Annotated in this window: 12 protein-coding genes; 7 read left to right on the forward strand and 5 right to left on the reverse strand. The window is 75.6% G+C overall.

Features of this window, described 5'->3' with window-relative positions; translation table 11 throughout:
- Window positions 1-336: 336 nt before the first annotated feature.
- A complete protein-coding gene (locus tag ACH4B3_RS12390) occupies window positions 337-897 on the reverse strand; it encodes a MarR family winged helix-turn-helix transcriptional regulator (RefSeq protein WP_398462764.1) in 561 nt (186 codons plus the stop codon).
- 136 nt (window positions 898-1,033) lie between these two features.
- On the opposite strand from ACH4B3_RS12390, the gene ACH4B3_RS12395 reads away from it, so the two are divergent.
- Window positions 1,034-2,332, forward strand: coding sequence for an MFS transporter (locus tag ACH4B3_RS12395; protein ID WP_398462765.1), 1,299 nt, complete (start codon window positions 1,034-1,036; stop codon window positions 2,330-2,332).
- Window positions 2,333-2,950: 618 nt separating this feature from the next.
- Here the strand turns inward: ACH4B3_RS12395 and ACH4B3_RS12400 are convergent.
- Window positions 2,951-4,612, reverse strand: a complete 1,662-nt coding sequence (locus ACH4B3_RS12400; protein ID WP_398463160.1) for a SpoIIE family protein phosphatase — start codon at window positions 4,610-4,612, stop codon at window positions 2,951-2,953.
- A gap of 1,263 nt (window positions 4,613-5,875) precedes the next feature.
- Window positions 5,876-7,219 carry an NAD(P)/FAD-dependent oxidoreductase gene (locus ACH4B3_RS12405; protein ID WP_398462766.1) on the reverse strand — a complete coding sequence of 448 codons (1,344 nt, stop codon included), beginning with the start codon at window positions 7,217-7,219 and terminating at the stop codon, window positions 5,876-5,878.
- Window positions 7,220-7,544: 325 nt separating this feature from the next.
- On the opposite strand from ACH4B3_RS12405, the gene ACH4B3_RS12410 reads away from it, so the two are divergent.
- Window positions 7,545-8,273, forward strand: coding sequence for a TetR/AcrR family transcriptional regulator (locus ACH4B3_RS12410; RefSeq protein WP_398462767.1), 729 nt, complete (start codon window positions 7,545-7,547; stop codon window positions 8,271-8,273).
- A 484-nt stretch (window positions 8,274-8,757) separates the two neighbouring features.
- Entirely contained in the window at window positions 8,758-10,941 is a 2,184-nt protein-coding gene (locus tag ACH4B3_RS12415; protein WP_398462768.1) for a sigma-70 family RNA polymerase sigma factor, read from the forward strand.
- 260 nt (window positions 10,942-11,201) lie between these two features.
- On the opposite strand, the gene ACH4B3_RS12420 is transcribed toward ACH4B3_RS12415, so the two are convergent.
- Both ACH4B3_RS12420 and ACH4B3_RS12425 read right to left on the reverse strand, forming a co-directional pair.
- Window positions 11,202-15,278: an AfsR/SARP family transcriptional regulator gene (locus ACH4B3_RS12420; protein ID WP_398462769.1), complete on the reverse strand. Its 4,077-nt coding sequence runs from the start codon at window positions 15,276-15,278 to the stop codon at window positions 11,202-11,204.
- Window positions 15,279-15,884: 606 nt separating this feature from the next.
- On the reverse strand, window positions 15,885-17,972 hold the full coding sequence (locus ACH4B3_RS12425) for an asparagine synthase-related protein (RefSeq protein WP_398462770.1): 2,088 nt from the start codon (window positions 17,970-17,972) through the stop codon (window positions 15,885-15,887).
- Between the two features lie 921 nt (window positions 17,973-18,893).
- Between ACH4B3_RS12425 and ACH4B3_RS12430 the strand changes: the two genes are divergently transcribed.
- The 4 genes from ACH4B3_RS12430 (at window position 18,894) to ACH4B3_RS12445 (ending at window position 25,304) form a co-directional block, all read left to right on the forward strand.
- Entirely contained in the window at window positions 18,894-20,327 is a 1,434-nt protein-coding gene (locus tag ACH4B3_RS12430; RefSeq protein ID WP_398462771.1) for an MFS transporter, read from the forward strand.
- A gap of 416 nt (window positions 20,328-20,743) precedes the next feature.
- On the forward strand, window positions 20,744-21,955 hold the full coding sequence (gene lhgO, locus ACH4B3_RS12435) for an L-2-hydroxyglutarate oxidase (RefSeq protein WP_398462772.1): 1,212 nt from the start codon (window positions 20,744-20,746) through the stop codon (window positions 21,953-21,955).
- 350 nt (window positions 21,956-22,305) lie between these two features.
- Window positions 22,306-23,097, forward strand: a complete 792-nt coding sequence (gene trmB / locus ACH4B3_RS12440; RefSeq protein WP_398462773.1) for a tRNA (guanosine(46)-N7)-methyltransferase TrmB — start codon at window positions 22,306-22,308, stop codon at window positions 23,095-23,097.
- Between the two features lie 470 nt (window positions 23,098-23,567).
- A complete protein-coding gene (locus ACH4B3_RS12445; RefSeq protein ID WP_398462774.1) occupies window positions 23,568-25,304 on the forward strand; it encodes a PrsW family glutamic-type intramembrane protease in 1,737 nt (578 codons plus the stop codon).
- Window positions 25,305-25,474 lie beyond the last annotated feature (170 nt).

Below are 25,474 nucleotides of genomic sequence, written 5' to 3' on the forward strand. Positions count from 1 at the left end.
ACCCTCTCGGGCTTTCCTCCGGGCGCTTCCCTTCGGTGTTTCCAACCTTACCAGATCCGTTTTCCGTTCCGTTCCCGGTTCGGATTTCATTTCCGGTCCCCGTTGGAGGGGGTTTGTTTCGCGCCTTCCGGCGTGATCACTACTTTAGCGGATTTCCTCGTGAGCTCCTAATCGAGCTTTTCGTTCCGGAATTCGGCATGCCGAAGTCGTTCCCGATTGAGGGCCGTGCAGTAGTGGTTTGCCGCCGGTGCGGCTCGAGGCGCTGCCCGCAGAACCGTTACGGCCCCGTGGCAACTCGGAGAACACTACGCATCGCCCGCCCCGATGTCAACGCCCTCAGTCGAGGTCGCTGAGGCGGCCTTCCGCGTCCGGCTGGGTCTCCTCCACTCGGCGCAGCAGCCGCGTCAGCACCTCGCCGAGCATCCCGCGCTCCTCGGCGGAGAGGTCCTGCAGCAGTTCGCCCTCGAACACGGTGGCCATGCGCATCGCCTCCAGCCACTTCTCCCGGCCCTCGTGGGTCAGCTCCACGATGACCCGGACCCGGTTGTTCTCGTCGCGCTCCCGGGTCACCAGGCCGTCGCCGGCCATGCGGTCGATGCGGTGGGTCATCGCCGCCGGCGTGAGCCCGAGGCGCTTGGCCAGGTCCCCCGGGCCGAGCCGGTACGGCTCGCCGGACAGCACCAGCGCCTTGAGGACCTCCCACTCGGCGTTGCTCATGCCGAGCGCCGCGGTCTGGCGCCCATAGGCCACGTTCATCCGGCGATTGAGCCGCTGAAGTGCGGAGACGACGTGCTCCACCTGCGGGTCCAGTCCCTGGAACTCGCGCTGGTAGGCCTCGATCTGCTCCTGCAGGGTCGGCTCGACCGGCGCGTCGGCCGGATCGGGGGTCTCAGGCATGCCGCGAAGTATCGCACGTGACTCATCGAGTTCGAAGTCCTTGACACTGTAGTCTTTAGGTTCTAACTTTAGCGTTGAAGTCTTCAGGCTTCGACTCTTTGGCTCTTTGACTCCTCCTCGACCTAGGTAGGTGAGTGTGACCACCGCGATGGGCGCCGCGCTGCGCCGGATCCAGCTGGGTAACGCGCTGAGCGCGTTCGGCAACGGCTTCACCGTCCCGTTCCTGTTCATCTATGTGGCACAGGTGCGGGATCTCGGGGCCGGCACCGCGGGCGTGGCGCTCGCGGCGCTGGCGGTGGCCGCTCTCGTCGTGCTGCCCTTCACCGGTCGGGTGATCGACCGGCGTGGTCCGCTGCCGGTGGTCATAGCGGGTGCGATCGCCGCCGCCATCGGCGCCCTGGTGCTCGGCCTGGTGGACACCGCTCCCCCGGTCATCGGCGCGGCGGGTCTGCTGGGCGCCGGGTTCGCGGTCATCCAGCCGGCGCTGGCGACGATGATCGTCTGGAGCTCGACGACCCGGACCCGGTCCCGGGCCTTCGCCATGCAGTTCTTCCTCAACAACCTGGGTCTGGGCATTGGTGGCCTCTTCGGTGGCCTGCTGGTGGACCCCGAGCACCCGTCGAGCTTCGTGCGGCTCTTCGCCATCGAGGCCGTCATGTTCCTGGTGCTCGCCGCCACGGTCGCGTCGGTGCGGCTGCCCAAGGTTCCCAAGGTGACGGACGAGGTGCCGACGGACGAGGGAGTGCCGGACGGGTCCCGGGCCGTGCTGCGTGACCGTGCGATGGTGCAGCTGTGCGTGCTGGGCTTCGTGATGTTCTTCGCCTGCTACGGACAGTTCGAATCCGGATTGGCGGCGTTCGCCGTCGAGGTCACCCGGATTTCGCCGGCCACCCTGGGCGTGGCTCTCGCGGCGAACACCGCGGCCATCGTGCTGACCCAGTTCGTGGTGCTCAAGCTGGTCGAGGGGCGTCGCCGTAGCCGGGTCATCGCCCTGGTGGGACTGATATGGACGGTGGCATGGCTGGTGGCCGCCGTCTCCGGACTGGTGCACGGCAGCCACGCGGTCGCCACCGCCGCCATCATCTCGACGTACGCGCTGTTCGGGATCGGTGAGGCGATGCTGTCGCCGACCGTGGCTCCGCTGGTCGCCGACCTGGCTCCGTCACGGCTGATCGGCCAGTACAACTCGGCCTTCGCCCTGGTGAAGCAGCTGGCCCTGGCGGTCGGCCCGGCGGTGGGCGGTCTGCTGGCCGGGGCCGGGCTCTATGTTCCGTACATAGCGATGCTCGTCGTCTGCTCGCTCGGTATATCGGTGCTCGCGCTGCGGATGGGTCGACGGCTGACACTCGCCCAGGACAACCCGGCCCGCGCGCTGCCGACGCCGGTGCCGGCCCAGCGAACGGCCACGACGGAGCAGGTCGCCACCGCGGCGTGAGGCGAACGCGGAGGCGGGGTCGCAGCAGGGGCGGGAGGCGCGCCGCGCCGGAAAGTGCGCCGCGCCGGAAAGTGCGCCGCGCCGGAAGGTGCGCCGCGCACCCTGCTTCTGTTCGGCCCGCCGGCTGGGGGCAGAGGGCTTTGCGCTCCACGGCTTCTCCTCCGTCGGCTCACCGTCGGCCGTTCCCGCCGGCACCCTGCCCTGCCGGATCGCTTCCGCGCGGGCTCCCCGTCGGCCCACCGACGTCACTCCACCAGTCGGCCTCCCGTCAGGCTCACTCTCGTTTCGCTCCGCCGGCCGGCTCCCCATCGGCTCCCCATCGTCGCAACGCCGGCCGGCTCGCCATCGGCTCCCCATCGTCGCAACGCCGGCCGGCTCGCCATCGGCCCGCCGTCGTCGCGACGCCGGCGGGCTTCCCGTCGGCTCGCCGTCGTCGGTCCCGTAGCCGGGGTCCTGCCGGTCCGCCGTGGATCGGATGCCCGTCGGCTGGCATCGGCCGGGCGGCCACCGGCTGTGCTCCCACCGGGCTGACGGCTGTCGGTCGGCCGCCCACCGGCCGGCTGCCCGTCGGCCGAGCTGGTCAGCAGGGCTGGTCAGCCGGGTCGGCCGGCCGGGTTCTCAGCCGGCGGGAAGGGCGAACTCGCACCACACGGCCTTGCCTCCGCCCGGAGTGCGCCGGGAGCCCCAGGACGAGGCGATGGTCGCGATGATCGAGATGCCACGGCCGGTTTCGTCACCGGGCTCCGCCCGGCGCCGGCGGGGCAGGTGGTCGTCGCCGTCCGTCACCTCGATGATCAGCCGGCGGTTGGTGCGCCGGAGCCGGAGCCGCATCGGCGGGGTGCCGTGCTGCAGCGAGTTCGCGACGAGTTCGCTCGCCGCGAGTACGCCGAGGTCGCGCAGTTCGGTGGGGAACCGCCAGCTGGCCAGGACACCGGAGGCGAAGGCACGGGCGCGGGGTGCCGCCTCGACACCGCCGAGTAGCTCCAGCGCGGCGTTGTGGAAGAGCTCGGCGTCATGGCCGGTGCGGGCGGGGTGCTGCAGCACCAGCACCGCCACGTCGTCGTCGTGGTCGGCGGAGATGCCCAGGGTCCTGATGAGGCGGTCGCACATGACCTGGGGCGAGCCGGTGGCCCCCGCGAACGCCTCCTCCAGGGCGGCCACCCCGTCGTCGATGTCCTTGTCACGCCGTTCCACCAGCCCGTCGGTGTAGAGGACGGCGCTGGAGCCGGGTCCGAGCGGTACCGAGCCGGAGGCGTGCAGCCAGCCGCCGGTGCCCAGTGGTGGCCCGGTGGGGTCGGCGGCGCGGCGCACCGTACCGTCCGGGTCGCGCACCAGGATGGGGAGGTGCCCGGCCGAGGCGTAGATCAGGCGGCCCTCGTTCGGGTCGTGCACCGCGTAGACGCAGGTGGCGATCTGGCTGGCGTCGATCTCGGCGGCGAGGCCGTCGAGGAGTTGCAGTACCTCGTGCGGGGGCAGGTCGAGGCGGGCGTAGGCGCGCACCGCGGTGCGCAGCTGGCCCATGACGGCGGCGGCGCGCACGCCGCGGCCCATGACGTCGCCGATGACCAGCGCGGTGCGGCCGGCGCCCAGGGTGATCACGTCGTACCAGTCGCCGCCCACCGCCGCGTCCTTCCCGCCGGGCCGGTAGGTCGCCGCGATGCGGAGGTCGTCGGGCTGCTCCAGTTCCTGCGGCAGCAGGCTTCGCTGGAGGGTGACCGCGGCTTCCCGCTGTCGGCGCTCGCTGGCCCGCAGCCGCTCGGCCGCCTCGACCTGGTCGGTCACCTCGGCGCCGAAGACGAGCACGCCCGGGCAGGAGACGGGGTGCTGCCGCACCGGGGCGCCGTCCGTGGGCGCGCCGGTGTGTTCCGTTCCGGAGCCGGGGCCCCGCGGGGCGGCCCCGTCCGGCGCGCCGAAGGCCGGGACCGGCACGTCGATCGGGGTGCAGGTGAAGGTGTAGTAGGTGTCGCGGCCGCCCGGCGTGTGGCGGGGCACCCGGGCCGTCACCGATGCGCTGCCGGTGCCGCTGCCCCCGCCCGGCACGGCGGAGACCGTCAGCGCCGCGGCGTGGGCGGCGTGCGGGTCCTCGGGCGGGTGGCCGTCGTCGGCGCCGGCCGCGCCGCCCCGGAGGGCCGCGAAGGGCAGGGCGTCGGAGGCGGTGGCGGCGGCTTGGTCGAGGATCGCGGCGCCGGCGCCGGCCTCGGCCACGGCACCGGGTGTGACGCCGCCGGACGCGGGGCCACCGGGGGTGTCGGGGGCGGCCCGGCCCGGGTCGGCAGCCACCGGGCCGGAGGTCCCCGGGTCCGTCTCCGCGGACCCCGGACCGGCGGCGGTACCGGCGTCGAGCGGTGCCGCGGCGCCCTCGTCGGGCTCGGTGCCACGGGGTGCCCCGGTCCCGGGCGGGACGGTCGCGGCAGGGGCGGAGGAGCACTCGGATCCGGCGGCCGGACCGGCGGCCGTCGGGTGAGCTGCCGGGGCCGTCGCCTCCGGAGCCGGGGGCGACGCGGCCGGGGTGCCGGTGCTGTCCCGGCCGGGCTCGGTGCGCTCCGGCAGCGCGTGCCCGGCGCCGGGGTGTCCGGCGCCCGGGTGTCCGGCACCCACCGGGCAGGGGCCGGTGCCGGTGGGAGCGGCCGCGGTGCCGGAGCCGGCGGAAGCCGGGGCGGGGCCGGCCGCGGCGGCATCACTCGTGGCGGCAGCGGCCGTGCCGGTTCCCGCCTCGCCGGGAGCGGCCGCGGTGGTGTCGGGATGGCGGAGCGGGAATCCGTCACCGGGCACCCGGCACGACTTGACCGTGCGGGGTCTGCCGCTGCGCAGTACCTGGTCCATCAGGGGCAGCAGCCCGAGCTCGGTCAGCTCGGGAAGGGCCTCGCGGGCCGGGGCGCCCGGTGCCGGCCGGCCGAAGAGCGCGGTGTACGCGTCGTTGGCGTAGGCGATGCGGTGCTCGGGCCCGTACACCACGGCCACCAGGGCCGGCACCTGGCCGAGGACGTCGTGGACGGACAGCCCGTTCAGCGTCGGGGCGGGGTGGTCACCGGCCTCCTCGCCGCCGTCCGCGGCTCCGGACCGGTCGGCGGGGCCCGCCCCGGCGTGCCGCCCGGGGTCGGTGCGCTCGCCGCGGGCAGCCGGCACGGAACCGCCGCTGCGGTCGGTCCGCGCGGCGGCGCGTCGCTGTGTTCCGGGGAGCCGAGCGCTCCAGCGCGTGAAGTTCACTGAGGTGTGCCTCGCGTGTCGTTTCGGGGCGGCCCGTCGGGTGGCCACGCCGCGTCAGCGGCTGCGGTGATGGTCAGTGGCTCCGCTGCGGACAGATCTGCGGGTGCGGGGGGCGGCCCCCGGGAAGATGCGGCAAAACGTCCTGGTCCTCGCCGTTGTCACTCCGTACAGGTTGTCACTCATGGTGGCTCGGGGCCCACCCATGGTCACACGGACAGTGTGGCCGAAGGGGCTGACATCCGTCAGACGCCGGTCGCATCGCGGGAGTTCCCGGCTCCGGGTGGCGGGCCCGGTGCCACGCTGTCCGCCACCGGGGGCGGCACCGGCCCGCCCGGGTCAACTCGCTTCGGGGTGGCGGCCGGTGCCCGCGGCGAGTTCGAACTCGGCCCGCGGGTTCTCCAGCGACCCGAGGGAGACGATCTCGCGTTTGAAGAGGCCGGCGAGTGTCCACTCGGCCAGCACCCGCGCCTTGCGGTTGAACGTCGGCACCCGGCTCAGGTGGTAGGCCCGGTGCATGAACCAGGCCGGGTAGCCCTTGAGCTTGCGTCCGTAGACGTGCGCGACGCCCTTGTGCAGGCCGAGCGAGGCCACCGAGCCGACGTAGGCGTGCTCGTAGTTCCTGAGCGGTCGGCCGCGCAGCGAGGCGAGGAGGTTCTCGGCCAGCACTTTGGCCTGCCGGACCGCGTGCTGGGCGTTGGGGGCGCACTCCTTGCCCGGTTCGTCCGCGGTGAGGTCGGGGACGGCGGCGGCGTCACCGGCCGCCCAGGCGTGCTCGGCCCCGTCGACGCGCAGATCGGCGGTGCAGGTCAGCCGGCCCCGCTCGTTCGTCGGCAGGTCGGTCGCGGCCAGGATCGGGTGCGGCTTCACGCCCGCGGTCCACACCAGGGTGCGGGTGGGGAAGCGGGAACCGTCGCTCAGCACCGCGACCCGGTCCTCGCACGATTCCAGGCGGGTTTCCAGCCGCACGTCGATATTGCGGCCGCGCAGCTCGCGCACCGCGTACCGGCCCATCTCCTCGCCGACCTCGGGCAGGATCCGGCCGGTCGCCTCCACCAGAATCCATTTCAGGTCGCCGGGTTCGATGTTGTGGTAGTAGCGCACCGCGTAACGGGCCATGTCCTCCAGCTCGGCGAGGGCCTCCACACCGGCGTATCCGCCTCCGACGAATACGAAGGTGAGCGCGGCGTCCCGGACCGCGGGATCGCGGGTGGAGGACGCGATGTCGAGTTGCTCCAGCACGTGGTTGCGCAGTCCGATGGCCTCCTCGACGGTCTTGAATCCGATGCCGAAGTCGGCCAGCCCCGGAACCGGCAGGGTGCGGGATACCGAGCCCGGCGCCAGCACGAGTTCGTCGTAGTGGATCTCGATCGCGCCGATGCCCTCTTCCTGCGCCGCGAGGGTCTTGACGCGGGCGGTCCGCTTGGCGTGGTCGATTGTGGTGACTTCACCGATGACCACCTGGCATTTGGGCAGGGTGCGGCGGAGCGGCACCACGACATGGCGGGGCGAGATGGACCCGGCCGCGGCTTCGGGCAGGAACGGTTGGTAGGTCATGTACGGCTCGGGGTCGACCACGACGACCTGTGCCTCGCCGCGCCTCAGCTTCCGCTGGAGGAGCAGCGCGGTGTACATCCCGACGTAGCCGCCACCGACAACGAGAATGCGCGCAGGTTCCTTCACTCTCCCATGACGCACCCGCGACCGGAGTTTGTCCACAGGCCCGACGAATTGTGTGACCGGCGGCGGCGGGCGGCGCCTCGCCCGGGATTCGCCGGCGGTTATCGAATGCGTGCAGGTCAGCACCTCGGGGCGGTGCCCCTCGGGGGTAGCGAAACGGGAGGGGTCGGGCCGGTACTCCGATCGGGGTGCGGACCATGCGGAACTACCCCCTTCTTTCTTGACCTGGGCTCAACTATGTTCATACGTAGTCGGGGTCGAGACTGCCCCGATCAGGTCAGGGCGGGGAGTCTCCGGGGGGAGACGCGTCATTACCGGGGGATCACATATGCACATTCAGGGCTCTCAATGGTCGGCTGCCGCTGTCGCGTCATCGGACGGCGTGACCGGTCGCAATACACCGCTGCGGGTGGATGCCCAGCGGAATCTCGAGCACGTTCTACGCGCGGCGCGTGAGGTCTTCGGCGAGCTGGGTTACGGCGCGCCGATGGAGGACGTGGCCCGGCGGGCCCGGGTCGGCGTGGGCACCGTCTACCGGCGTTTTCCCAGCAAGGACGTGCTGGTGCGCCGCATAGCCGAGGAGGAGACCGCCCGGCTCACCGAGCAGGCCCGGGCCGCACTGGGCCAGGAGAACGAGCCGTGGTCGGCGCTGGCCCGCTTCCTGCGCACGTCGGTGGCGTCCGGGGCCGGCCGCCTCCTGCCGCCGCAGGTGCTCCGGGTGGGCGTGGAGCCGGAGATCGAGGAGGAGGCCGCCCGGGTACCGCACCAGCGGCAGCCGGGGGCCGCCCTCCAGCCGGAGCTGCGGCTGGTCGAGCAGCGCCCGGCGGCGGCGCTCGACGGGCGGGACGACACGGGTGTGGCAGCGCTGCTGGAGGTCGTCGGCCGGCTGGTCGAGCGGGCGCGGGAGGCCGGGGAGCTGCGCTCCGACGTGACCGTCGCCGATGTGCTGCTGGTGATAGCGACGGCCGCGCCGTCGCTGCCCGACGCGGCTCAGCAGGCGGCCGCCTCGGCCCGGCTGCTGGACATCCTGCTGGACGGGCTGCGCCCGCGCGGCTGACTCCGCACGACGGACCCCGCGCCCGCGGGCTCACCGCGCCGGTGAACCGCACCAGTGAGTCGCGCGGTGGGCCGCGCCGGTGAAGCGGCCGGGCCGTCGGCGGAGCGCGCACCGCCGACGGACGCCCGCGCTCCGGCCGGCGTCTCCTGGGCGCACGGGCGGCCACTCCCTGGGCGCCCCTCCTGATGGCGCCCGGTCGAGCCGGCTCGGCGTGGGACCGCCGCCGTCGCGAGGTCGACCGGGGCGCCGGCCCGGCGAGGGACCGACGGGTGCGGCGGCGTCGTGGTCGCCGCACCCGCACCGCCGGTCGGGTGCGTGCCACCGAGGATTCGAGGAGAAGCCCCCGAACGGGTGAAGGCCGACCGTGTTCGATGCCGACACCCCCCGGACGGGTGGTTGACCCCCGGGCCTGGCGGCGCCCGCCGGCGGCTGTGGCACTCTGACCCGGTGTTCGAGTGCGTCGGTCGGTTCGGGGGCTTCCGTTATGGGCAGTGACGGGCAGGAAGAGCCGCGGAACAGCGGAGGACACCCCACCGGGGACGGGTCCGATCGAACGGGGCTGGACGGCGCCCGGCAGGTGCCCGAGCAGGGCCGTCCTCGCCCCGCCGGATCCGCAGGCGGCCGGCCGGCCCCGTCGCCCTCCGCCGGGCCCACCGGGGTGGCGCCGAGCGTGCCACCGCAGCGGGGCCGCGGCGGCGTCCCCACCGGGGCCGGCAGTGCGGCCCCCGGCCGGGCACCGGGCAACCCCGACATCGGCAACGGCAACAGTGCCGACATCGGCAACCGCAACCGCAACCGCAACGGCGTCGGCACCGACACCGACACCGACACCGACACCGACACCGACACCGGCAACGACCTCGGTACCGGCAGCTCGGACGCCGAGTTGCTGGCACGGTTGCGCGCCGGCGAGGACCACGCCTACGAGGAGCTGTACCGGCGGCACGCGGACGCGGTACGCCGGTACGCCCGGAGCTGCTGCCGGGACGCCGACACCGCCGACGATCTGACCGCGGAGGTGTTCGCCCGCACACTGCAGGCGGTGCGCCGTGGCGCCGGCCCCGAGTCGGCGGTGCGCGCGTATCTGCTCACCACCGTGCGACGGGTGGCCGCGGCGTGGGGCAGGACGGCCAGGCGGGAGCAGCTGGTCGAGGACTTCGCCGCCTTCGCGGCCGAGGCCGCCCGCCCGGCGGCCGGGGCCCGGACCCAGGACGCTGGTGCGGAGGTCCGGGCGATGCACCATGCCGAGCAGTCCCTGGCGGTGCGGGCGTTCCGCAGCCTGCCGGAGCGCTACCAGACGGTGCTCTGGCACACCACGGTGGAGGAGGAGTCACCGCGCGAGGTCGCCCCGCTGCTCGGGCTCTCCGACAACGCCACGGCGGTGCTGGCGCACCGGGCGCGGGAGAAGCTCAAGCAGGCGTATCTGCAGGCCCATGTCAGCACCGCGCTGACCGAGGGCGGCGACTGCGCGCGCTACGCGGACCGACTGGGCGCGTATGCGCGGGGCGGACTGCGCAGCCGGGCCGAGCTGGGGCTGCGCCGGCACCTGGAGCACTGCGTGAAGTGCCGGACGGCGGCGCTGGAGGTCGCGGACGTCAACGCGCGGTTGCGTGCCGTGCTGCCGGTCGCGGTCATCGGCTGGTTCGCCGCGGGGTACGCGCTCAAGGCGGCCGGGGTCGGGGCGGGAGTGGCCGGGGCCGCCGCGGTGGGCGCGGGCGCGGCCGCCGTCTCCGGTGGCGCGGGAGCCGGGGCGGGAGCCACCGCCGGGGCGGGAGCGAGCGCGGGGAGCGGGGCGGGAGCGGTGGCCGAGGGGCTCGGTGCCCCGGTGAAGGTGGGGATCGCCGCGGGTCTGGTGGTGGCGGCCGCCGCGACGGCGCTGGCTCTGACCGCGGGGGGCGGTGACCGGCCCGCCGGGGCCACGCGGGCCGCCCCGTCGGCCGCCCCGGCCTCCCCCGCACAGCCCGAGCCCACTCCCACACCCGGGCCCGGGCGTCCGGAGCGGAAGCCGGAACCGGCTCCGAAGTCCACCCCGGGAAACGGTCCGGAGCCGGGTCCGGGCCCGTCGCCCGCCGCGTCGCGGACGCCGGCGCCGCGCCCCACGAAGCCGGCTCCCCCGTCTCCTGCTCCGGCTCCGGAGCCCACCACGCCCCGGCCGACGCCCACACCCACGCCGTCCCGCCCCGAGCCGACGGCCGACCCCACCCCGGGTCCGACCCCCTCCCCGACCTCCGCGCCGGCCGTCTACCGGCTCAGCGCCCTCCCCTACGACGGGGCCGGTGACGGCACCGGACCGGAGGTGCGCGGGAGCGAGAGCAGCTGGATGTGGCAGCGTCTCGGGTTGTCCATCGGCGGCTCCGCCTACGGGCACGGCGTGTCCGTAGCGGAGCCGTCGTCCGTCACCATCGATCTCCATCGCGCGTGCACCGCCTACGAGGCGTCCGTGGGCGTCGACGACCTGACGCCGAGGCCCGAGGCGGCCCGGTTCGCCGTCTACGCGGACGGGGTGCTGCTGTGGCGTTCCGGGCCGATCCACGCGGGCGACCCGGCGGAGCCGGTGCGGGTGGCGTTGTCCGGTCGCGAGACGGTCCGGCTGGTCGTCGAGCGGCACGGGCCGGCGAAGCGGCGGGCGCTGGCGGACTGGGCGCAGGCGAGCATCAGCTGCTCCTAGCGGGCACGGCGGCCGCCGTGGCCGGGGACGGGACCGACGCCCGGCCGGCGGCACCGGCAGCGGACGGAGGAGCGGTACCAGCGGCGAACGGCCGGACGGGCGATACCGGCGATGGACGGACGGGCCCGTAAGCGGCCGGGCCCGGCCGGCACCGCCCGACGGGGCGGAGCCGACGACCGACGGGCGGCAACGGCGGCGAACGGCCGGAACCGGCGGCCGGCGAACGGGAGGGGCCGCCGACGGCGGGAAGGGCGGCGGCTTCAGAAGGCGGCCAGCACCTCGTCCAGCAGGGCCACGCACTGTTCGCTGCTCAGCCCGGCCGCCGCCGCCCGGTACTCCTGGAACCGGTCCTCACCCAGTGCCGCACGCCCCAGCCGCTCGATCTCGGCGATCTGCTCCGCCTGGACCGGAGTCGGGGGCAGGCCCTGCCGCCACGCGTCGGCCGCGCCGAGCAGCCGGGCGACCCGCACATGCTCGCCGAGGCCGGCGAGGACCGACGCCGCGATCATCGCCTGGTGCGCCACCAGTGACTCGGTGCAGTGCAGCTCGGCCCCCTCCCGCAGGGCGTCGCGGGCCTTGCGCAGCGCCTCCGGGAGGTCGCCGGCGGCCGCGGTGATCCAGGCGTCCAGTCCGCTCAGCGCCGCCCACACCTGCGGGGGCGGGGTGCTGCGCACCGACGCCTGCCTCGCCTCCTCGTAGAGCGCCCGGGCCGCCACCACATCGCCGGACCGCACCCCGATGAAGGCCCGGAGCAGCCGGTTGAAGGTCATCGCGTCGTGCACGCCGTAGCGTTCCGCCTCGGTCTCGGACCGTTCCAGGAGCCGCAGCGCGGACTCCGTCTCCAGGCACTGGTAGGCGAGGTCGGCGAGCCGGGTGATCAGGAAGGGCGTCTCGGTGTACGCGCCGAGCTCGCGGGCGAGGCGCACCGCCTCCTCGTACGAGGCCCGCGCTTCCTCGTACCGCCCGTAGGCCATGGACATCTCGCCGTTGGCGCCGTGCACCTGGGCCAGCATCCAGCGGTCGCCGGTCCGTCGCCCCAGTTCGCGCAGTTCCGGCCAGTGGTCTTCGGCCCGCAGCACCCCGCCCGGCATGTCGATGGCCAGGTGGGTCCGGAACATCAGGCACACGGCGAGCGCCCACTCGTCCCCGTGGACACGGCAGTTGGCCACGGCCTCGTCCAGCAGCGGCAGTACGCCCGTGTGGCCGTCGGTGAGGTAGGCGGTGAACGGCCACAGGATGCCTGGGAACCGGGCGGCGCGCGGTCCCGGCGCGTGCCGGTAGGCGTCCCGGATGTCCTGGGCGACGGTCACGCTCCGCGGGCTTCGCAGCTCCGCCTCGGTCCGCTGGTCGGCGATCAGGAAGTAGAGGAGGAGCTGGAGGTCGATGACGTCCATGGCGTCCCAGCCGCCGGTGGCCGGGCGGTCGGCCGGCGGCCCGGTGGACACCGGCGTCTTCGGCGCGACCTGCGGCGCGATGAGGCGCAGCAGCCGGGTGATCCAGTTCGCGCCCTCGTCGCGGTAGTTGCGCAGCCACCAGAACCAGCCCATGCCGAAGACCAGGGTCAGCGCGCTCCTCGCGTCACCGGCCAGGAGGGAGCGGTGCAGCGCGGCGCGGACGTTGTCCAGTTCGGTCTCGACCCGGCGCAGCCAGGGGAGTTGTTCCGCCGACCGCAGCCGGGGCTCGGCGGTGCGGGCGAACTCCTCGAAGTACGCCAGGTGGCGGCGGACCGCCGTGGCGTGGTCGCGCCGGGTGGTCGCGGTCTCGGCGGCCCGCTCGGTGGCGTACTCGTGGATGGTCTCCAGCATCCGGTAGCGCATCCCGCCCGGCTCGCCCCCGCCTCCCCGCGGCTGCGGGTGTTCGGCCACCAGCAGGGACTTGTCGACGAGCGCGCCGAGCAGGTCGAGGACGTCGGCGTGGCCGATGGGCGTCCGCGGCGTGCCGTCCGGGTCGTCGGCGGCGCCCGGTTCCCCGGGGCCGGGGGCCGCGCCGTGCTCCGCGCCCCGGCGCACGCCCGCTTCCGGGCCCGGGTCGCGGTCCGCGATGGTGCCCATGCCCCGGTGGTCCGTGGCGGTGTTCAGAGCCCGGTCCGTGGCGGTGTTCAGAGCCCGGTCCGGGCCGGGGACTTGGCCCCGGCCCTGGGCAGGGCCCGGGTCGGCGCCGGGGCCGGTGGGCGAGTGGGGGGCTGCGTCCCGGCGCGGGTCCGGGGCGTCCGCGCAGACCGCTTCCGCCGCGGCCAGGTCCCAGCCGCCGACGAAGACGGACGCCCGCCGCAGCACGGTCCGCTCCCGCTCGTCGAGCAGGTCCCAGGACCAGTCGACGACCGCGCGCAGGGTCTGCTGTCTGGGGAGCACGGTGCGGCTGCCGCTGGTCAGCAGCCGGAAGCGGTCGTCCAGCCGGTCGGCGATCTGCCGGGGGGTGAGCAGCCGCAGCCGGGCGGCGGCCAGCTCGATGGCGAGCGGCAGGCCGTCCAGCCGGCGGCAGATCTCCGCCACGGCCGCCGCGGTCCGCGGGTCGTGGTCCGTCGCGAACCCGGGCCGGACGGCGGCGGCCCGCTCCGCGAAGAGCTGGTGGGCGGGAACCGGCAGGAGGGGTTCCACCGGGCGCACCGTCTCCCCCGGGACCCCGAGGGGTTCGCGGCTGGTGGCGAGCACGGTCACCCCGGGGCAGTGGGCCAGCAGCGTCTCGGCGAGTCGCGCGGCGGCGTCGATGACGTGTTCGCAGTTGTCGAGGAGGAGCAGCAGCCGGCGGTGGGCGCAGTGTTCGAGGAGGCGGGCGGTGGGGTCGGCCCCGTCCGGCCCACTGGTACGGCCGTCGAAGCCCGCTCCGAGCAGCGTGGTGTCCCGTCGGCCGACGGCGCTCAGCACGGTGCCCGGGACGGCGCGCGGGTCGTCGAGCGGGGCGAGCTCGGCCACCCAGACGCCATCGGGGTAGCGGCCCGCCACGGTGGCCGCGGTCTCCTCGGAGAGCCGGGTCTTCCCCGATCCACCGGGTCCGGTGAGGGTGATCAGGCGGGCCTCGCGCAACCCGTCGCGGAGTTGGCCGACCTCGTCGTGCCGCCCGACGAAGCTGGTGAGGCGCGGCCGGAGGTTGCCCGGTGCGGCGGCGCCGGGCGGCCCCGTCGGCGATACGGCCCGCGGCGGCGCGGTGCCGGCGCGCGGCGGCCCGGCGGCCGGCACCCCGGCCGGACGGGCTCCGGTCGGCGGTGTCCCGGTGGGCGACGCCCCGGTGGGCGGCACCCCGGTGGGCGGCACCCCGGTCGGGGAGGCCGCCGCAGCGGGGTGCGGTCCCGCCACCGCACCGGCCGGGGAGGAGCCGTTCGGTGCGGCGCCCTCCGTGCGCCCCTCCGCGGACCCCTCCGGCGCCGGGTCCGGCCACGGCGCGTCGGACCGTCGCACGGCCGGCGGCGCCTCCGCCGGCGCACCCTCCACCGGTGACGTATCCGCCGGTGACGTATCCGCCGGTGACCGTCCCGTCCATGACGCGCCCGCGGACGGCACGCCGGGAGCCGGCACGGCACCGGACGGCACCACCGCGGTAGGCACGCCGGCGGTCGGCGCCCCGTCAGGTGGCGCCGCCGGCGCGGACCCCGGCGCGTGGGCGTGGGCCGGACGCTCCCCGCGCAGCAGCTGCCCGTGCAGCCGGGTGAGTTCGGTGCCGGGCCGGGTGCCCAGTCGCCGCGCGATGCCCCGGCGGGCGTCCTCGTACGCGGCGAGGGCGTCGGCGGCGCGGCCCGCGGCACTCAGCGCGCGGATCAGCTGGGCGTGGAACGGCTCGTCCAGCGGATGGTCGACGACGAGCCCGCGCAGCTCCGGGATCACCTCCACGGCCCGGCCCAGCGCGAGGTCCGCTTCGATACGCCGGTGCAGGGCGGTGAGCCGGAGTGCTTCCGGGCGGGCGGCCGCGGACGCACGGTCGGGCAGGTCGGCGAAGGCCGGTCCGCGCCAGAGGTCGAGAGCGTCGCGGAGGGTTCCGGCGGCGGACGCGGCGTCACCGGTGTCCAGGGCGCGCCGCCCGTCGGCCACCAGTCGCTCGAAGCGGAACAGGTCGACGTCGTCGCGTGTGGTCACGAGGCGGTAGCCGCCGGGGGCCGAGGCCACCGCGTCCCTGCCGATCACCCGGCGCAACCGTCCCACCAGGGCTTGCAGGGCCGCGGGCGCGTCCTGCGGCGGCTGGTCCGCCCAGACCTCGTCGATGAGCACTTCGACCGGGACCGGCGCGGAGCGTGCGGAGTGCAGGGCGAGCGCGGTCAGCAGCGCGCGGAGCCGGGCGCCGCCGAGCCGAAGCGGACGCTCCTGGCTGTCGCGCGCCTCGGTGGCGCCGAGTATCAGATACCGCACGGGTTCATTGTCCTCGGTGGTTCGGTGAAGGGATCGACGACGACCTGGGGCGACGGCAGGCGGCTCCGCGCTCGCCGAGTGGCGCGGCGGGTCCGGTGCCGCGCGCGACCGTACGCCTTGACCTGGGGTATTGCTCCTACCCGGCGGGGACGGACAGCGCAACCGGAATTCGCGGACTCGCGGAGTCCGCCCGAGCACCGCGGCGCCCCCGCCCGGGCGCGTCCACCCCGTCCGGAACGGCCGCGTCCGCCACCGCCGCCCCGCGCAGAACTGCCCCGTCCGCCCCACCCGTCGTGCCCGTTCCGGACACCTCCGCCACCGCCGCCCCGCCTGCTCCGGACACCCCCGCCCCGACCGCCCCGCACAATCCGGCCGCGTCAGCCGCATCCGCCACCGCCGCCCCACCCGTCCTGCCCGCCCCGCCCGCTCCGGACACCTCCGCCCCGCCCGCTCCGGACACCCCCGCCCCGACCGCTCCGACCACCCCCGCCGCTCCCGCCGCATCCGCCACATCGGTCACGACCGCCCCGCCCGCCTCACCCGCTCCGCCCGTGACACGGTCCACCACGTCCCAGCCGCCGTGCTCCCGGAACTCCGCCGCCCGGGTCAGAGGCTCTGGCGGGGCACCACCCCGCCCGCCACCGCCCGCTGGCGCGGGGCCGCGGTGCCGGTCCAGCAGGTGCCGCGCCGGGCGAGCAGGCGGCGTAGCCAGATCTCCGTGGCGACGAGTTCGGCGAGGCCGTCCAGCGGCAGCCGTTCGCCCTCGGCGGCCGCGCGCAGGGCCTTCCGCACCACGCGTGCTTCGACCAGTCCGGCGTCCGCGAGCAGCGGGGCGCGGAAGAGGTCGATCAGCTCCGCCACATGGGCGCGGAGGCCGGCCCGTACGGTGGCCAGGTGGGCGCCCTGGGAGGTCGCTCCCCAGCCGGGCGGCAGGTCGCGGATGCCGGCGCCTGCGAGTACCGCGCGCAGGACCGCCGCTCGCGCCCCGGGTTGCACGCGGAGCGCTTCGGGGAGCTCGCGGCAGGCGCGGACCACCTGGTTGTCGAGGAAGGGGGCGTGCAGCCGCTGGCTGCGTACCTCCGCGGCCTGCTCGAAGACCCGGTGGTCGGCGGCGTACCGGTTGAGCGACGCGTCGGCGCGGCGTTCGCCGGGGCGGCGCAGGGCGGCCGGGCGGGCGGCGGCGGTCTCCAGCCGGACCGACACCTCGGCCAGCGCCTCGCCGGTGAGCCAGCGGGCGGCGGGGCCCGGCCGGCACCAGGTGAGTGCCGCGAGCGAGGCCGACACGGCGCCCGGGCGGCCGGTGCCGGACTCGGGCGTGAAGTGGCGCTCCAGCAGGTGGTGGGCGGCCTGTTCGAGGCCGTCCCGGTAGGGCGTGCGGGCCAGGCGCCGGGCGGCCCGGTAGACGGTGAACGGTACGAAGAAGGAGTGCGCCGACGGCCCGTCCGCCCGGGCCAGCGCGGTGGCCGGCCGGAGCAGGTGACGGCGGCGGCGGTCGAGCAGCAGGTCGGCGAGGCGGGCGGGGTGGGCGTCCAGCACCTGGCGGGCGCCGTGGCCGATGAAGTGGTCCGCGCTGCCCGCGACGAGCCGGCGGCGGTGGCGTTCGGCGAGGACGATCGACGGGCCGGGCTCGTCGGTCAGCGGGCCGCCGTCCAGCGCCGCGTACGGCAGCGCCTCGGTGCCGCCGGTGACCACCAGGTGGTGCAGGCGAGGGTTCTCGGCGAGGCCGCGGGCGCGCTCCAGTTCCGCTTCCCGGGACCGGTTCCGTCCGGCCGCCAGGTCGTTGAAGGTGACCGCCCGGAGGCGCTCGCCGGCCGCGGTGCCGTGCCCGAGCAGGGTCCCCGGCACCCCGGGCAGTCCCGCGGCGAGCAGTGCCAGGGTGCCGGAGGCGCTGCCTCCGGAGAGGTCGGCGCCGACCCCGGGGGCGGGGGCCCCACGGGCGGCCCGCCGGTCGGCCGGGCCCATGCCCGGGACCGGCCCGGGGTCGAGCCGGCCGTCGGCCGCCGGGGCGTGCCGGGGCGCGGCAAGGCGGGCGCGTACCGCGTCGACGAGCGCGTCCCGGACGCCGTCCACCGCTTCCTCGGGATCCCGGCGGGGGGCGGCGACGGCGAGCGAGGCGGTGGGCTCGTACCCGACGATGTCGCGTGCGCCCTCGCGCAGCACCAGCGCGTGCCCGGGCGCGATCCGGCGCACCCCGAGGTACGGGGTGCCGTCGCCGACCGCCTCCGGGGTGTCCGGGCAGGCGAGCAGCGCGGCCAGGTGGCTGACGTCGAGCTGCGCCTCCACCAGGTCCGCGAGCGGCAGCGCGGCGGTGGCGTAGGCGGTGCCGCCGGCCCAGTCGGTGTGGAACACCGGGCGGGCTCCGGCGAGATCGCCGACGACGGTGACCCGGCGCCCGGCCTGGGCGACCGCGGTGTAGCTCCCGGGCCAGGCGGTGAGGTGGCGCAGCGCGCCGCCCCGGGCCGCGAAGAGTCCGACCCGCAGTTCCTCGTCGGTGGCGCCGCAGCAGCCGAAGACGGCGAGCCGGGTGAAGGCGTCGGTCTGCACCACCCGCACCTCGTCGGGGCGCCAGTCACCGACGGCCCAGAGCGGGTCCGGGTCGGCCCACAGGAGATGGGCGCCGACCGGCTGGATCGCGCCGCCCTCGACCGTGGCCGGTCCGGAGGCGGCTCTGCTCCACCCCACCAACCACCGCATCGCCGCCTCCACAGACCGTGGACAACCAGTACGTAGCAGCCATCATGCACAGCTGGTCGACGGGTTCGGCAGCCGGACGCGCAACGCCCGGAGAACACGTCGCGCCACGACGTCACCCCGGTTTTGCGACAACATCGCCCGGGGCGCGAGGAGTCCACTCGGCGCGGGGCGCGGGGTGGTGCCCGGACCCGGTGCGGGCGGCGGCCGTTCCGTCGGGGCCCATGCTGCCACGAGTGGCGGCGAACGAGTGGTCGCGCGCGCGGACGACACGAACTCCGTGCGCTCGCCGCGGCACCGCACCCCGTAGCGCCCAACTCGGCGCAGACCACAGTGAGTCCGGCAATTCCACCGCACGGCCCCGCGTGCCACGACAGCCGCCCGTCGGCCACCGGCAGACACCGGGCGGCCCCTCCGGCGCCCGGCCGGCCGGCATCGCGCACCGCCGCCGAAAGCCGCGTGCGGACGCCGCACACCGGACCTCCGCGTCGGGCCTCCCCCTCCCCGGCCCGGCGCGGCGGCCCGGCCGTCAGGAGCGGCATTCAGCCAAATTGCTGACGCGCCCTGGCGTGGGCTTGCGGTGACCCGACATCGCAGTCCGGGAGGTGGAGTTCACCTCCCGGACCGGTCCGCCGCCCGCGGGGAATGAGGCGGCGGTGTCCCCCAGCCCACAGGCTCCAGCGCCATGGGCCGACCCACGCACCACCATGGAAGCCCCGCCGCACCGGGCCAGGCAGAGCGCACACCCGGGCGCACGGCCACACACACCGGGAGCACACGCCCCCTCCCGCACCTGCGTTCGTACCAGAATCCCGCCATCCGGGACGCCACCTCTTAACGGTCGGGATGCGGCGAACTACGCTGGGTTTACGAATGCCCCGTGCCTATGCCGGGGCGGCCGTCGGTGCTGTTCGAGGGGTGCGCATGTCCAGGGAGCCACGCGGGCCGAACGAGAAGCTCGGCACCGTTCTCGCCCTCGCGGGAATCAGCAATGCCGGGCTCGCGCGCAGAGTCAACGACCTCGGCGCCCAACGCGGCCTGACCCTCCGCTACGACAAGACGTCGGTGGCGCGGTGGGTCTCCAAGGGCATGGTCCCGCAGGGCGCCGCGCCCCATCTGATCGCCGCCGCGATCGGATCGAAGCTGGGCCGGCCGGTCCCGCTGCACGAGATCGGCCTCGCCGACGCCGATCCGGCGCCGGAGGTCGGCCTCGCCTTCCCGCGCGACGTCGATCAGGCGGTGCGCAGCGCCACCGAGCTGTACCGCTTGGACCTGGCGGGCCGGCGCGGGGGCGGCGGCATCTGGCAGAGCCTGGCCGGGTCGTTCGCGGTGAGCGCGTACGCCACCCCGGCGTCCCGCTGGCTGATATCCCCGGCCGACAGCTCAGTGGCCCGCGACCCCAAGGAGACCGAGAGCACCGTCGGCACCGAGGGCTTACCGCAGCGCGTCGGCCACAGCGACGTCAGGAAGCTGCGCGAGGCCGCGGAGGACGCGCGCCGCTGGGATTCCAAGTACGGGGGCGGCGACTGGCGTTCGTCGATGGTGCCCGAGTGCCTGCGGGTCGACGCCGCGCCCCTGCTGCTGGGTTCCTACAGCGACGAGGTGGGCCGGGCGCTGTTCGGCGCCACCGCCGAACTCACCAGGCTGGCCGGGTGGATGGCCTTCGACACCGGCCAGCAGGAGGCCGCCCAGCGCTACTACATCCAGGCGCTGCGGCTGGCCCGGGCGGCGGCCGACGTGCCGCTCGGCGGCTATGTGCTGGCGTCGATGTCGCTGCAGGCCACCTACCGGGGCTTCGCCGACGAGGGCGTGGACCTGGCCCAGGCCGCCCTGGAGCGGAACCGCGGACTGGCCACCGCGCGCACCATGAGCTTCTTCCGCCTGGTGGAGGCCCGGGCCCAGGCCAAGGCGGGCGACGGTCCGGCGTGCGGGGCCGCGCTCAAGGCCGCCGAGGGCTGGCTGGAGCGGTCCCGGGCGGGCGACCCCGACCCGGCCTGGCTGGACTTCTACACCCACGAGAGGTTCGCGGCGGACGCGGCCGAGTGCTACCGCGACCTCCGGCTGCCCCGGCAGGTGCGCCGGTTCACCGAGCAGGCGCTGTCCCGGCCCACCGAGGAGTTCGTCCGCTCGCACGGGCTGCGGCTGGTGGTCTCGGCGGTCGCCGAGCTGGAGTCGGGCAACCTGGACGCGGCGTGCGCGCAGGGCACCCGGGCGGTGGAAGTGGCCGGCCGCATCTCCTCCGCCCGCACCACGGAGTACGTCCGCGACCTGCTGCACCGCCTGGAGCCCTACGGGCACGAGCCGCGCGTCGCCGAGCTGCGGGAACGGGCCCGGCCCCTGCTGGTCGCCCCGGCGTGAACGGCGCCCCGGCGGGGTTCGGCGGCGGCACGGCCGACCCGGGCGGCGCCGACCCGGGCAGCACGGCCGGTGCGGGCGGCGCCGACGTGGGCCGCCCCGACGTGGGCCGCGCCCGGCCTGACACGGACGGCACGACGACCGGCGGGGGCGATCGGAGGGGCCGGCGGGGGCCGGGGACGGTCCCGGGGGCCGGGCGGCCGGATGGGCTGACGGTGCCCTCCGCGCGGCCCGCGCGCCCGGCGCGCTCGGCCGGCCCGCCGCACGCCCCGGACGGCCGGGGCACCGGACCGGCGCCAGGGAGGCGGCGTCCCGGCCCGTCCAAGGTCCGGTCTCGGTCCGTTGTCAGTGGCGGACGTCATGATAGTGATCGTCCTGGGTGTGATTGAGCGTCGACGGCTGCGGGGAGGTGAGGTGTCGTGACGGGGTGGGACTGCGATGTGCTGGTGATCGGTGGCGGGATCGTCGGCTTGTCGACGGCGTATGCGATCACGCGGGCGGCGCCCGGCACCCGGGTGATCGTGCTCGAGAAGGAACCGGGTCCGGCCCGCCATCAGACCGGCCGCAACAGCGGAGTGATCCACAGCGGCATCTACTACCGGCCGGGATCGCTGAAGGCCCGGTTCGCCGTGGAGGGCGCGGCCGAGCTGGTGAAGTTCTGCGCCGAGCACGACGTCCCGCACGAGGTCACCGGCAAGTTGATCGTGGCCACGGACCGCGCCGAGCTGCCGCGGCTGCACGCCCTGGTGCAGCGCGGCCGGGAGAACGGCATACCGGTCCGGGAGCTGGGCCCCGCCCAGATCCTGGAGTACGAGCCGCAGGTCCGCGGCATCGCCGCCATCCATGTCGGCACGACCGGCATCTGCGACTACGGCGCGGTGGCGGACCGCCTGGCCCGGCTGGCCGGCGACGCCGGCGCCACGGTGCGGTACGGCGCGGAGGTGCGCGCCGTCGGCCGGCGGTCCTCGGCGGTCGCGGTGCGGACGGCGAGCGGCGAGGTGCTCCGCGCCGGTGCGCTGGTGAACTGCGCGGGACTGCACTGCGACCGGGTCGCCCGGCTGGCGGGAGACGACCCGGGCATGCGGATCGTGCCGTTCCGCGGGGAGTACTTCGAGCTGGTCCCGGCCCGGGCCTCGCTGGTGCGCGGGCTGGTCTACCCGGTGCCCGACCCGGCGTTCCCGTTCCTCGGCGTCCATCTCACCCGCGGCATCGACGGCCGGGTGCACATCGGCCCCAACGCGGTGCCCGCCCTGGCCAGGGAGGGCTACACCTGGCACACGGTGCGGCCGGACGAGCTGGCCGCGACCCTGGCCTACCCGGGGGCCTGGCGGATAGCACGGCAGCACTGGAGATACGGGGCGGGGGAGCTGCGGCGCTCCGTCTCCAAGCGGGCCTTCACCGACGCCGTCCGCCGGCTGCTGCCGGTGGTGGCGGCGGACGACCTGGTGCGCGCCCCGGCCGGTGTCCGGGCCCAAGCGGTGCTGCCCGACGGCACCCTGGTGGACGACTTCCTCTTCGCCGAGTCGGCGCGCATGGTGCATGTGCTCAACGCGCCCTCCCCGGCCGCGACGGCGTCACTGCCGATCGGCCGTGAGGTGGCCCGGCGGGCACTGGCGGCCCTGGACGGCTGACCGGCCCCGAGCGGACGGCGGCCGGCCGCACCGGCGACGGCCGGACGAACGGACAGCGGACAGCGGACAGCGGACAGCGGACGGGTGCCCCGAGGGCAGCAGGCCGAACCGGCAGCGGCGAGCCCCAGCCGGAGAACGGCGAGACAGCCAACGACGACCTGAGACAACCGGAGGCAACCGGACGCGGACAGCCGGAGACAGCCGGCCGTAGACGGACGGAAACGGACGGCGACGACCGGAGACGACCGGACGAACCGGCGAGGGGCTCGGCCCCGGCCTCGGAGCGCTGCCCCGGGCCCCGACGACCGCTCGATCCGGCCGTTCGACGGCCGACCGTAGAATCGACGTACATGTCCGAGAACTCCACCGCACCCCGCCCCGCGGAGACGCAGCCGCGCCGCGACCGCAGCGAGCCCCTGTTCCCCGGCGGCCCGGCCGCCGACCCTGCCGGTTCGCACCACGAGCGCCGCATCCGGTCCTTCCGCCCCCGCCGCGGCCGTGTCACGCCGGGCCAGGGCGAGGCGCTGCGCCGCCTGTGGCCCACCTGGGGCATGGACATCGACGGAATGCGCCGCGTCGACCTCGGCGAGCTCTTCGGGGATCCGGCGATGCCGGTCGTCCTGGAGATCGGCTTCGGCATGGGCGAGGCCACGGCGCAGATGGCCGCCGCGGACCCGGGCACCGGCATCCTCGCCGCCGACGTGCACACCCCCGGGCAGGGAAACCTGCTCGCGCTCGCGGAGCGGAACGGGCTGTCCAACATCCGGGTGGCGAACGGTGACGCGATCATCCTCCTCCGCGAGATGCTCGAACCCGGAGTGCTCGCCGGGCTGCGCGTCTACTTCCCGGACCCGTGGCCGAAGAAGCGGCACCACAAGAGGCGCCTGATCCAGCCCGAGTTCATCGCGCTCGCGGCGACCCGGCTCCGCCCCGGGGCGCTGGTGCACTGCGCCACCGACTGGGAGCCGTATGCGGAGCAGATGCTGGAGGTGCTCACCGCCTCGCCCGACTTCGAGAACACCCGGCCGGACGGCGGCTACGCCCCGCGCCCGGAGTTCCGTCCGCTGACCAAGTTCGAGGGCCAGGGCCTGGACAAGGGCCATGTGGTGCACGACCTGCTCTTCCGCCGCCGGGCGGACTGAAGCCGCCGCACCGGCCGCCGCCACCCCGCTCCCGCCCCCGGCCCCCGGACCCGGCATCCGCCGGACGGCCCGGGGACCGGCCGGGGAAACCCGGGGACCGGCCGGGGACGGCCCAGGACGTGGGCGATCCCGGCACCCGCCGGACGGCCCGGGGTGTACGCGATCCCGGCACCCGCCGCACTCCCCTTCGTTAGGGTCGTCGGGTGCACCAGTCCCCGCCCCCGCACGATCCCGGCCGAGAGCGGTCCGGCTGCCGTGAACCCGGCCACACCGGGCCCGGCGCTCCCCGCCTCGGCGCCCCCGAAGCGGCCCCCGCGCACACCTTCGATCCGCACGCCGCCCGGAGGAACGCCGAGCACCCCGCGCCGCCCGTGCAGGCCGCCGCCCCGCCGGCCCCCGCCGAAAGCCCACCGCCCCACCTCGGGGGCGTGCCCGAGCCGTCCGGCCGGCGCCACCGTCCGGGGCGTGCCGTGTGGCGGAGCCGCGCGCTGCGCGCCAGCGCCCTCGTCCTGCTGCTCGCCCTCTCCGGGTTGATCATCCTCGCGCTGGTCCGGGAGCAGACCGGCACCGACGGATTCCTGGTGGGGCTGGGGCTGTCGGTGCTGCCGGTCCCCCTGCTGATCGCCGCGTTCCGCTGGATGGACCAGGTGGAGCCCAAACCCTGGCGGAACCTGGTCTTCGCGTTCGCCTGGGGTTCCTGTGCCGCGACGCTCGTCGCGCTGATCGCCAACGGGTTCGCGACGGAATGGCTGGTCACCAGCATCTCCGACTCCTCGACCCCGGAAAGCGAGGCCGACGCGGACGCCTGGGGCGCGACCCTGGTCGCCCCGGTCGTCGAGGAGAGCGCCAAGGCCGGTGCGCTGCTGTTCCTCTTCCTCTTCCGGCGCCGCGACTTCAACGGAATCCTCGACGGCCTGGTGATCGCCGGTGTCACCGCGACCGGCTTCGCGTTCACCGAGAACATCCTCTACCTGGGCTCGGCGTTCGTCAGCGACCAGGAGTTCGGCTACTCCGGGCTGCGCTCCACCACCGCCGCGACGTTCTTCGTCCGGGTCATCATGTCGCCGTTCGCGCACCCGCTCTTCACCGCCATGACCGGCATAGGCTTCGGCCTGGCGGCCGCCGCCACCCATCGGCAGCGCGCCCGCCGCACACTGCTGCCGATCGCCGCCCTGCTCGCGGCGATGGTCCTGCACGGGCTCTGGAACGGTTCGGCGACCCTGGGCGGCCGGAGCTTCATCGCCGTCTACGCCCTCTTCATGCTCCCCGTCTTCGGGCTGCTGATCTGGCTCGCCATCTGGTCCCGCAGCAACGAACTGCGCACCATAGGGTCCTACCTCCCGGTCTACCAGGCGGCAGGCTGGCTCACCCCTCCGGAGCCGCTGGCCCTGTCCTCGCTCCGGGCCCGCGGCATAGCCCGCGACCTCGCCCGCCGCACCCGGGGGCCGGCGGCGGCCCGCACCGTCGCCGAGTACACCGCCTTCGCCACCTCCCTCGCGTTTCTGCGCCGCCGCGCCTACCGGGACACCGCGGGGCCGGACTTCACCGCACGGGAGCGGGAACTGCTGCACCACCTGTGGCAGCGCAGGGACGTCGCCCAACCGGTCCTGGCGCATGCCGCACTGGCGGTTCCGGCACCGCGCCGCCCCCGGACAGCGGTGTACCCGCCCCCGTGGGGCGGCCTGCCCTACGGGCAGCATCCGGCGAGCCGTCCCGGCCCGTACTTCCCGGCCGCCCACCCCGGCACCCCGTACGCCGCACCCCTCCTCCCGGGCACCCCGTACGCCGCACCCCTCCTCCCGGGCACCCCGTACGCCACGCCCCTCCACCCCGGCGCCCCGTACTACGCGCCCACCCACCCGGGCAGCCCGTACGCCACGCCCACCCACCCGGGCAGCGCGTACCTCGCGCCCATGCACCCGGGCAGCCCGTACACGACGCCCACCCACCCGGGCAGCCCCTACCCCGCAGCCGCCCACCCCGTCGCGGACGCCGGCGCTCCCCAGCCGCCCGGCGCCCCCCAGCCGCTCGGCGGCCACGCCCCCGCCGCCCCCGCCGCCCCCGCCGCCCCGGCAGCGCCTCAGCCGCCGGGCGCCGCGCACGCTCCGGACAGCGAGGGCCACCCCGCGCCCCCGCCCCGCCGGACCGGGCCCGAGGATGCCGCGCCGCCGCCCGGCGGCGAACGGGCGGCCCCACCCGCCCCGTAGCCCCCGGGCCCACGCCGCCGGACCTCCACCACCCCCGCCCCTGCCCCACCGCCGGGGCCGCCACCACCGCGAAGCCGCTGCCCGTTCCCTGGAACCCCGGCCCCGGAAATTCTCTGTAACCTTTCGCGGCCCCCAGGCGTGCCCTTAACGGGAGCGAGAAAGCACAGCGC

Source organism: Streptomyces sp. NPDC018031 (assembly GCF_044327625.1).
Taxonomy (GTDB): Bacteria; Actinomycetota; Actinomycetes; order Streptomycetales; family Streptomycetaceae; genus Streptomyces.

Bases quoted from the DNA above. Each gene is read 5' to 3' on its own strand.
- ACH4B3_RS12430 (WP_398462771.1), top strand. From the start codon at position 18,894: ATGTCCAGGGAGCCACGCGGGCCGAACGAGAAGCTCGGCACCGTTCTC.
- ACH4B3_RS12410 (WP_398462767.1), top strand. From the start codon at position 7,545: ATGCACATTCAGGGCTCTCAATGGTCGGCTGCCGCTGTCGCGTCATCG.
- trmB (WP_398462773.1), top strand. From the start codon at position 22,306: ATGTCCGAGAACTCCACCGCACCCCGCCCCGCGGAGACGCAGCCGCGC.
- ACH4B3_RS12425 (WP_398462770.1), bottom strand. From the start codon at position 17,972: ATGCGGTGGTTGGTGGGGTGGAGCAGAGCCGCCTCCGGACCGGCCACG.
- ACH4B3_RS12390 (WP_398462764.1), bottom strand. From the start codon at position 897: ATGCCTGAGACCCCCGATCCGGCCGACGCGCCGGTCGAGCCGACCCTG.
- ACH4B3_RS12415 (WP_398462768.1), top strand. From the start codon at position 8,758: ATGGGCAGTGACGGGCAGGAAGAGCCGCGGAACAGCGGAGGACACCCC.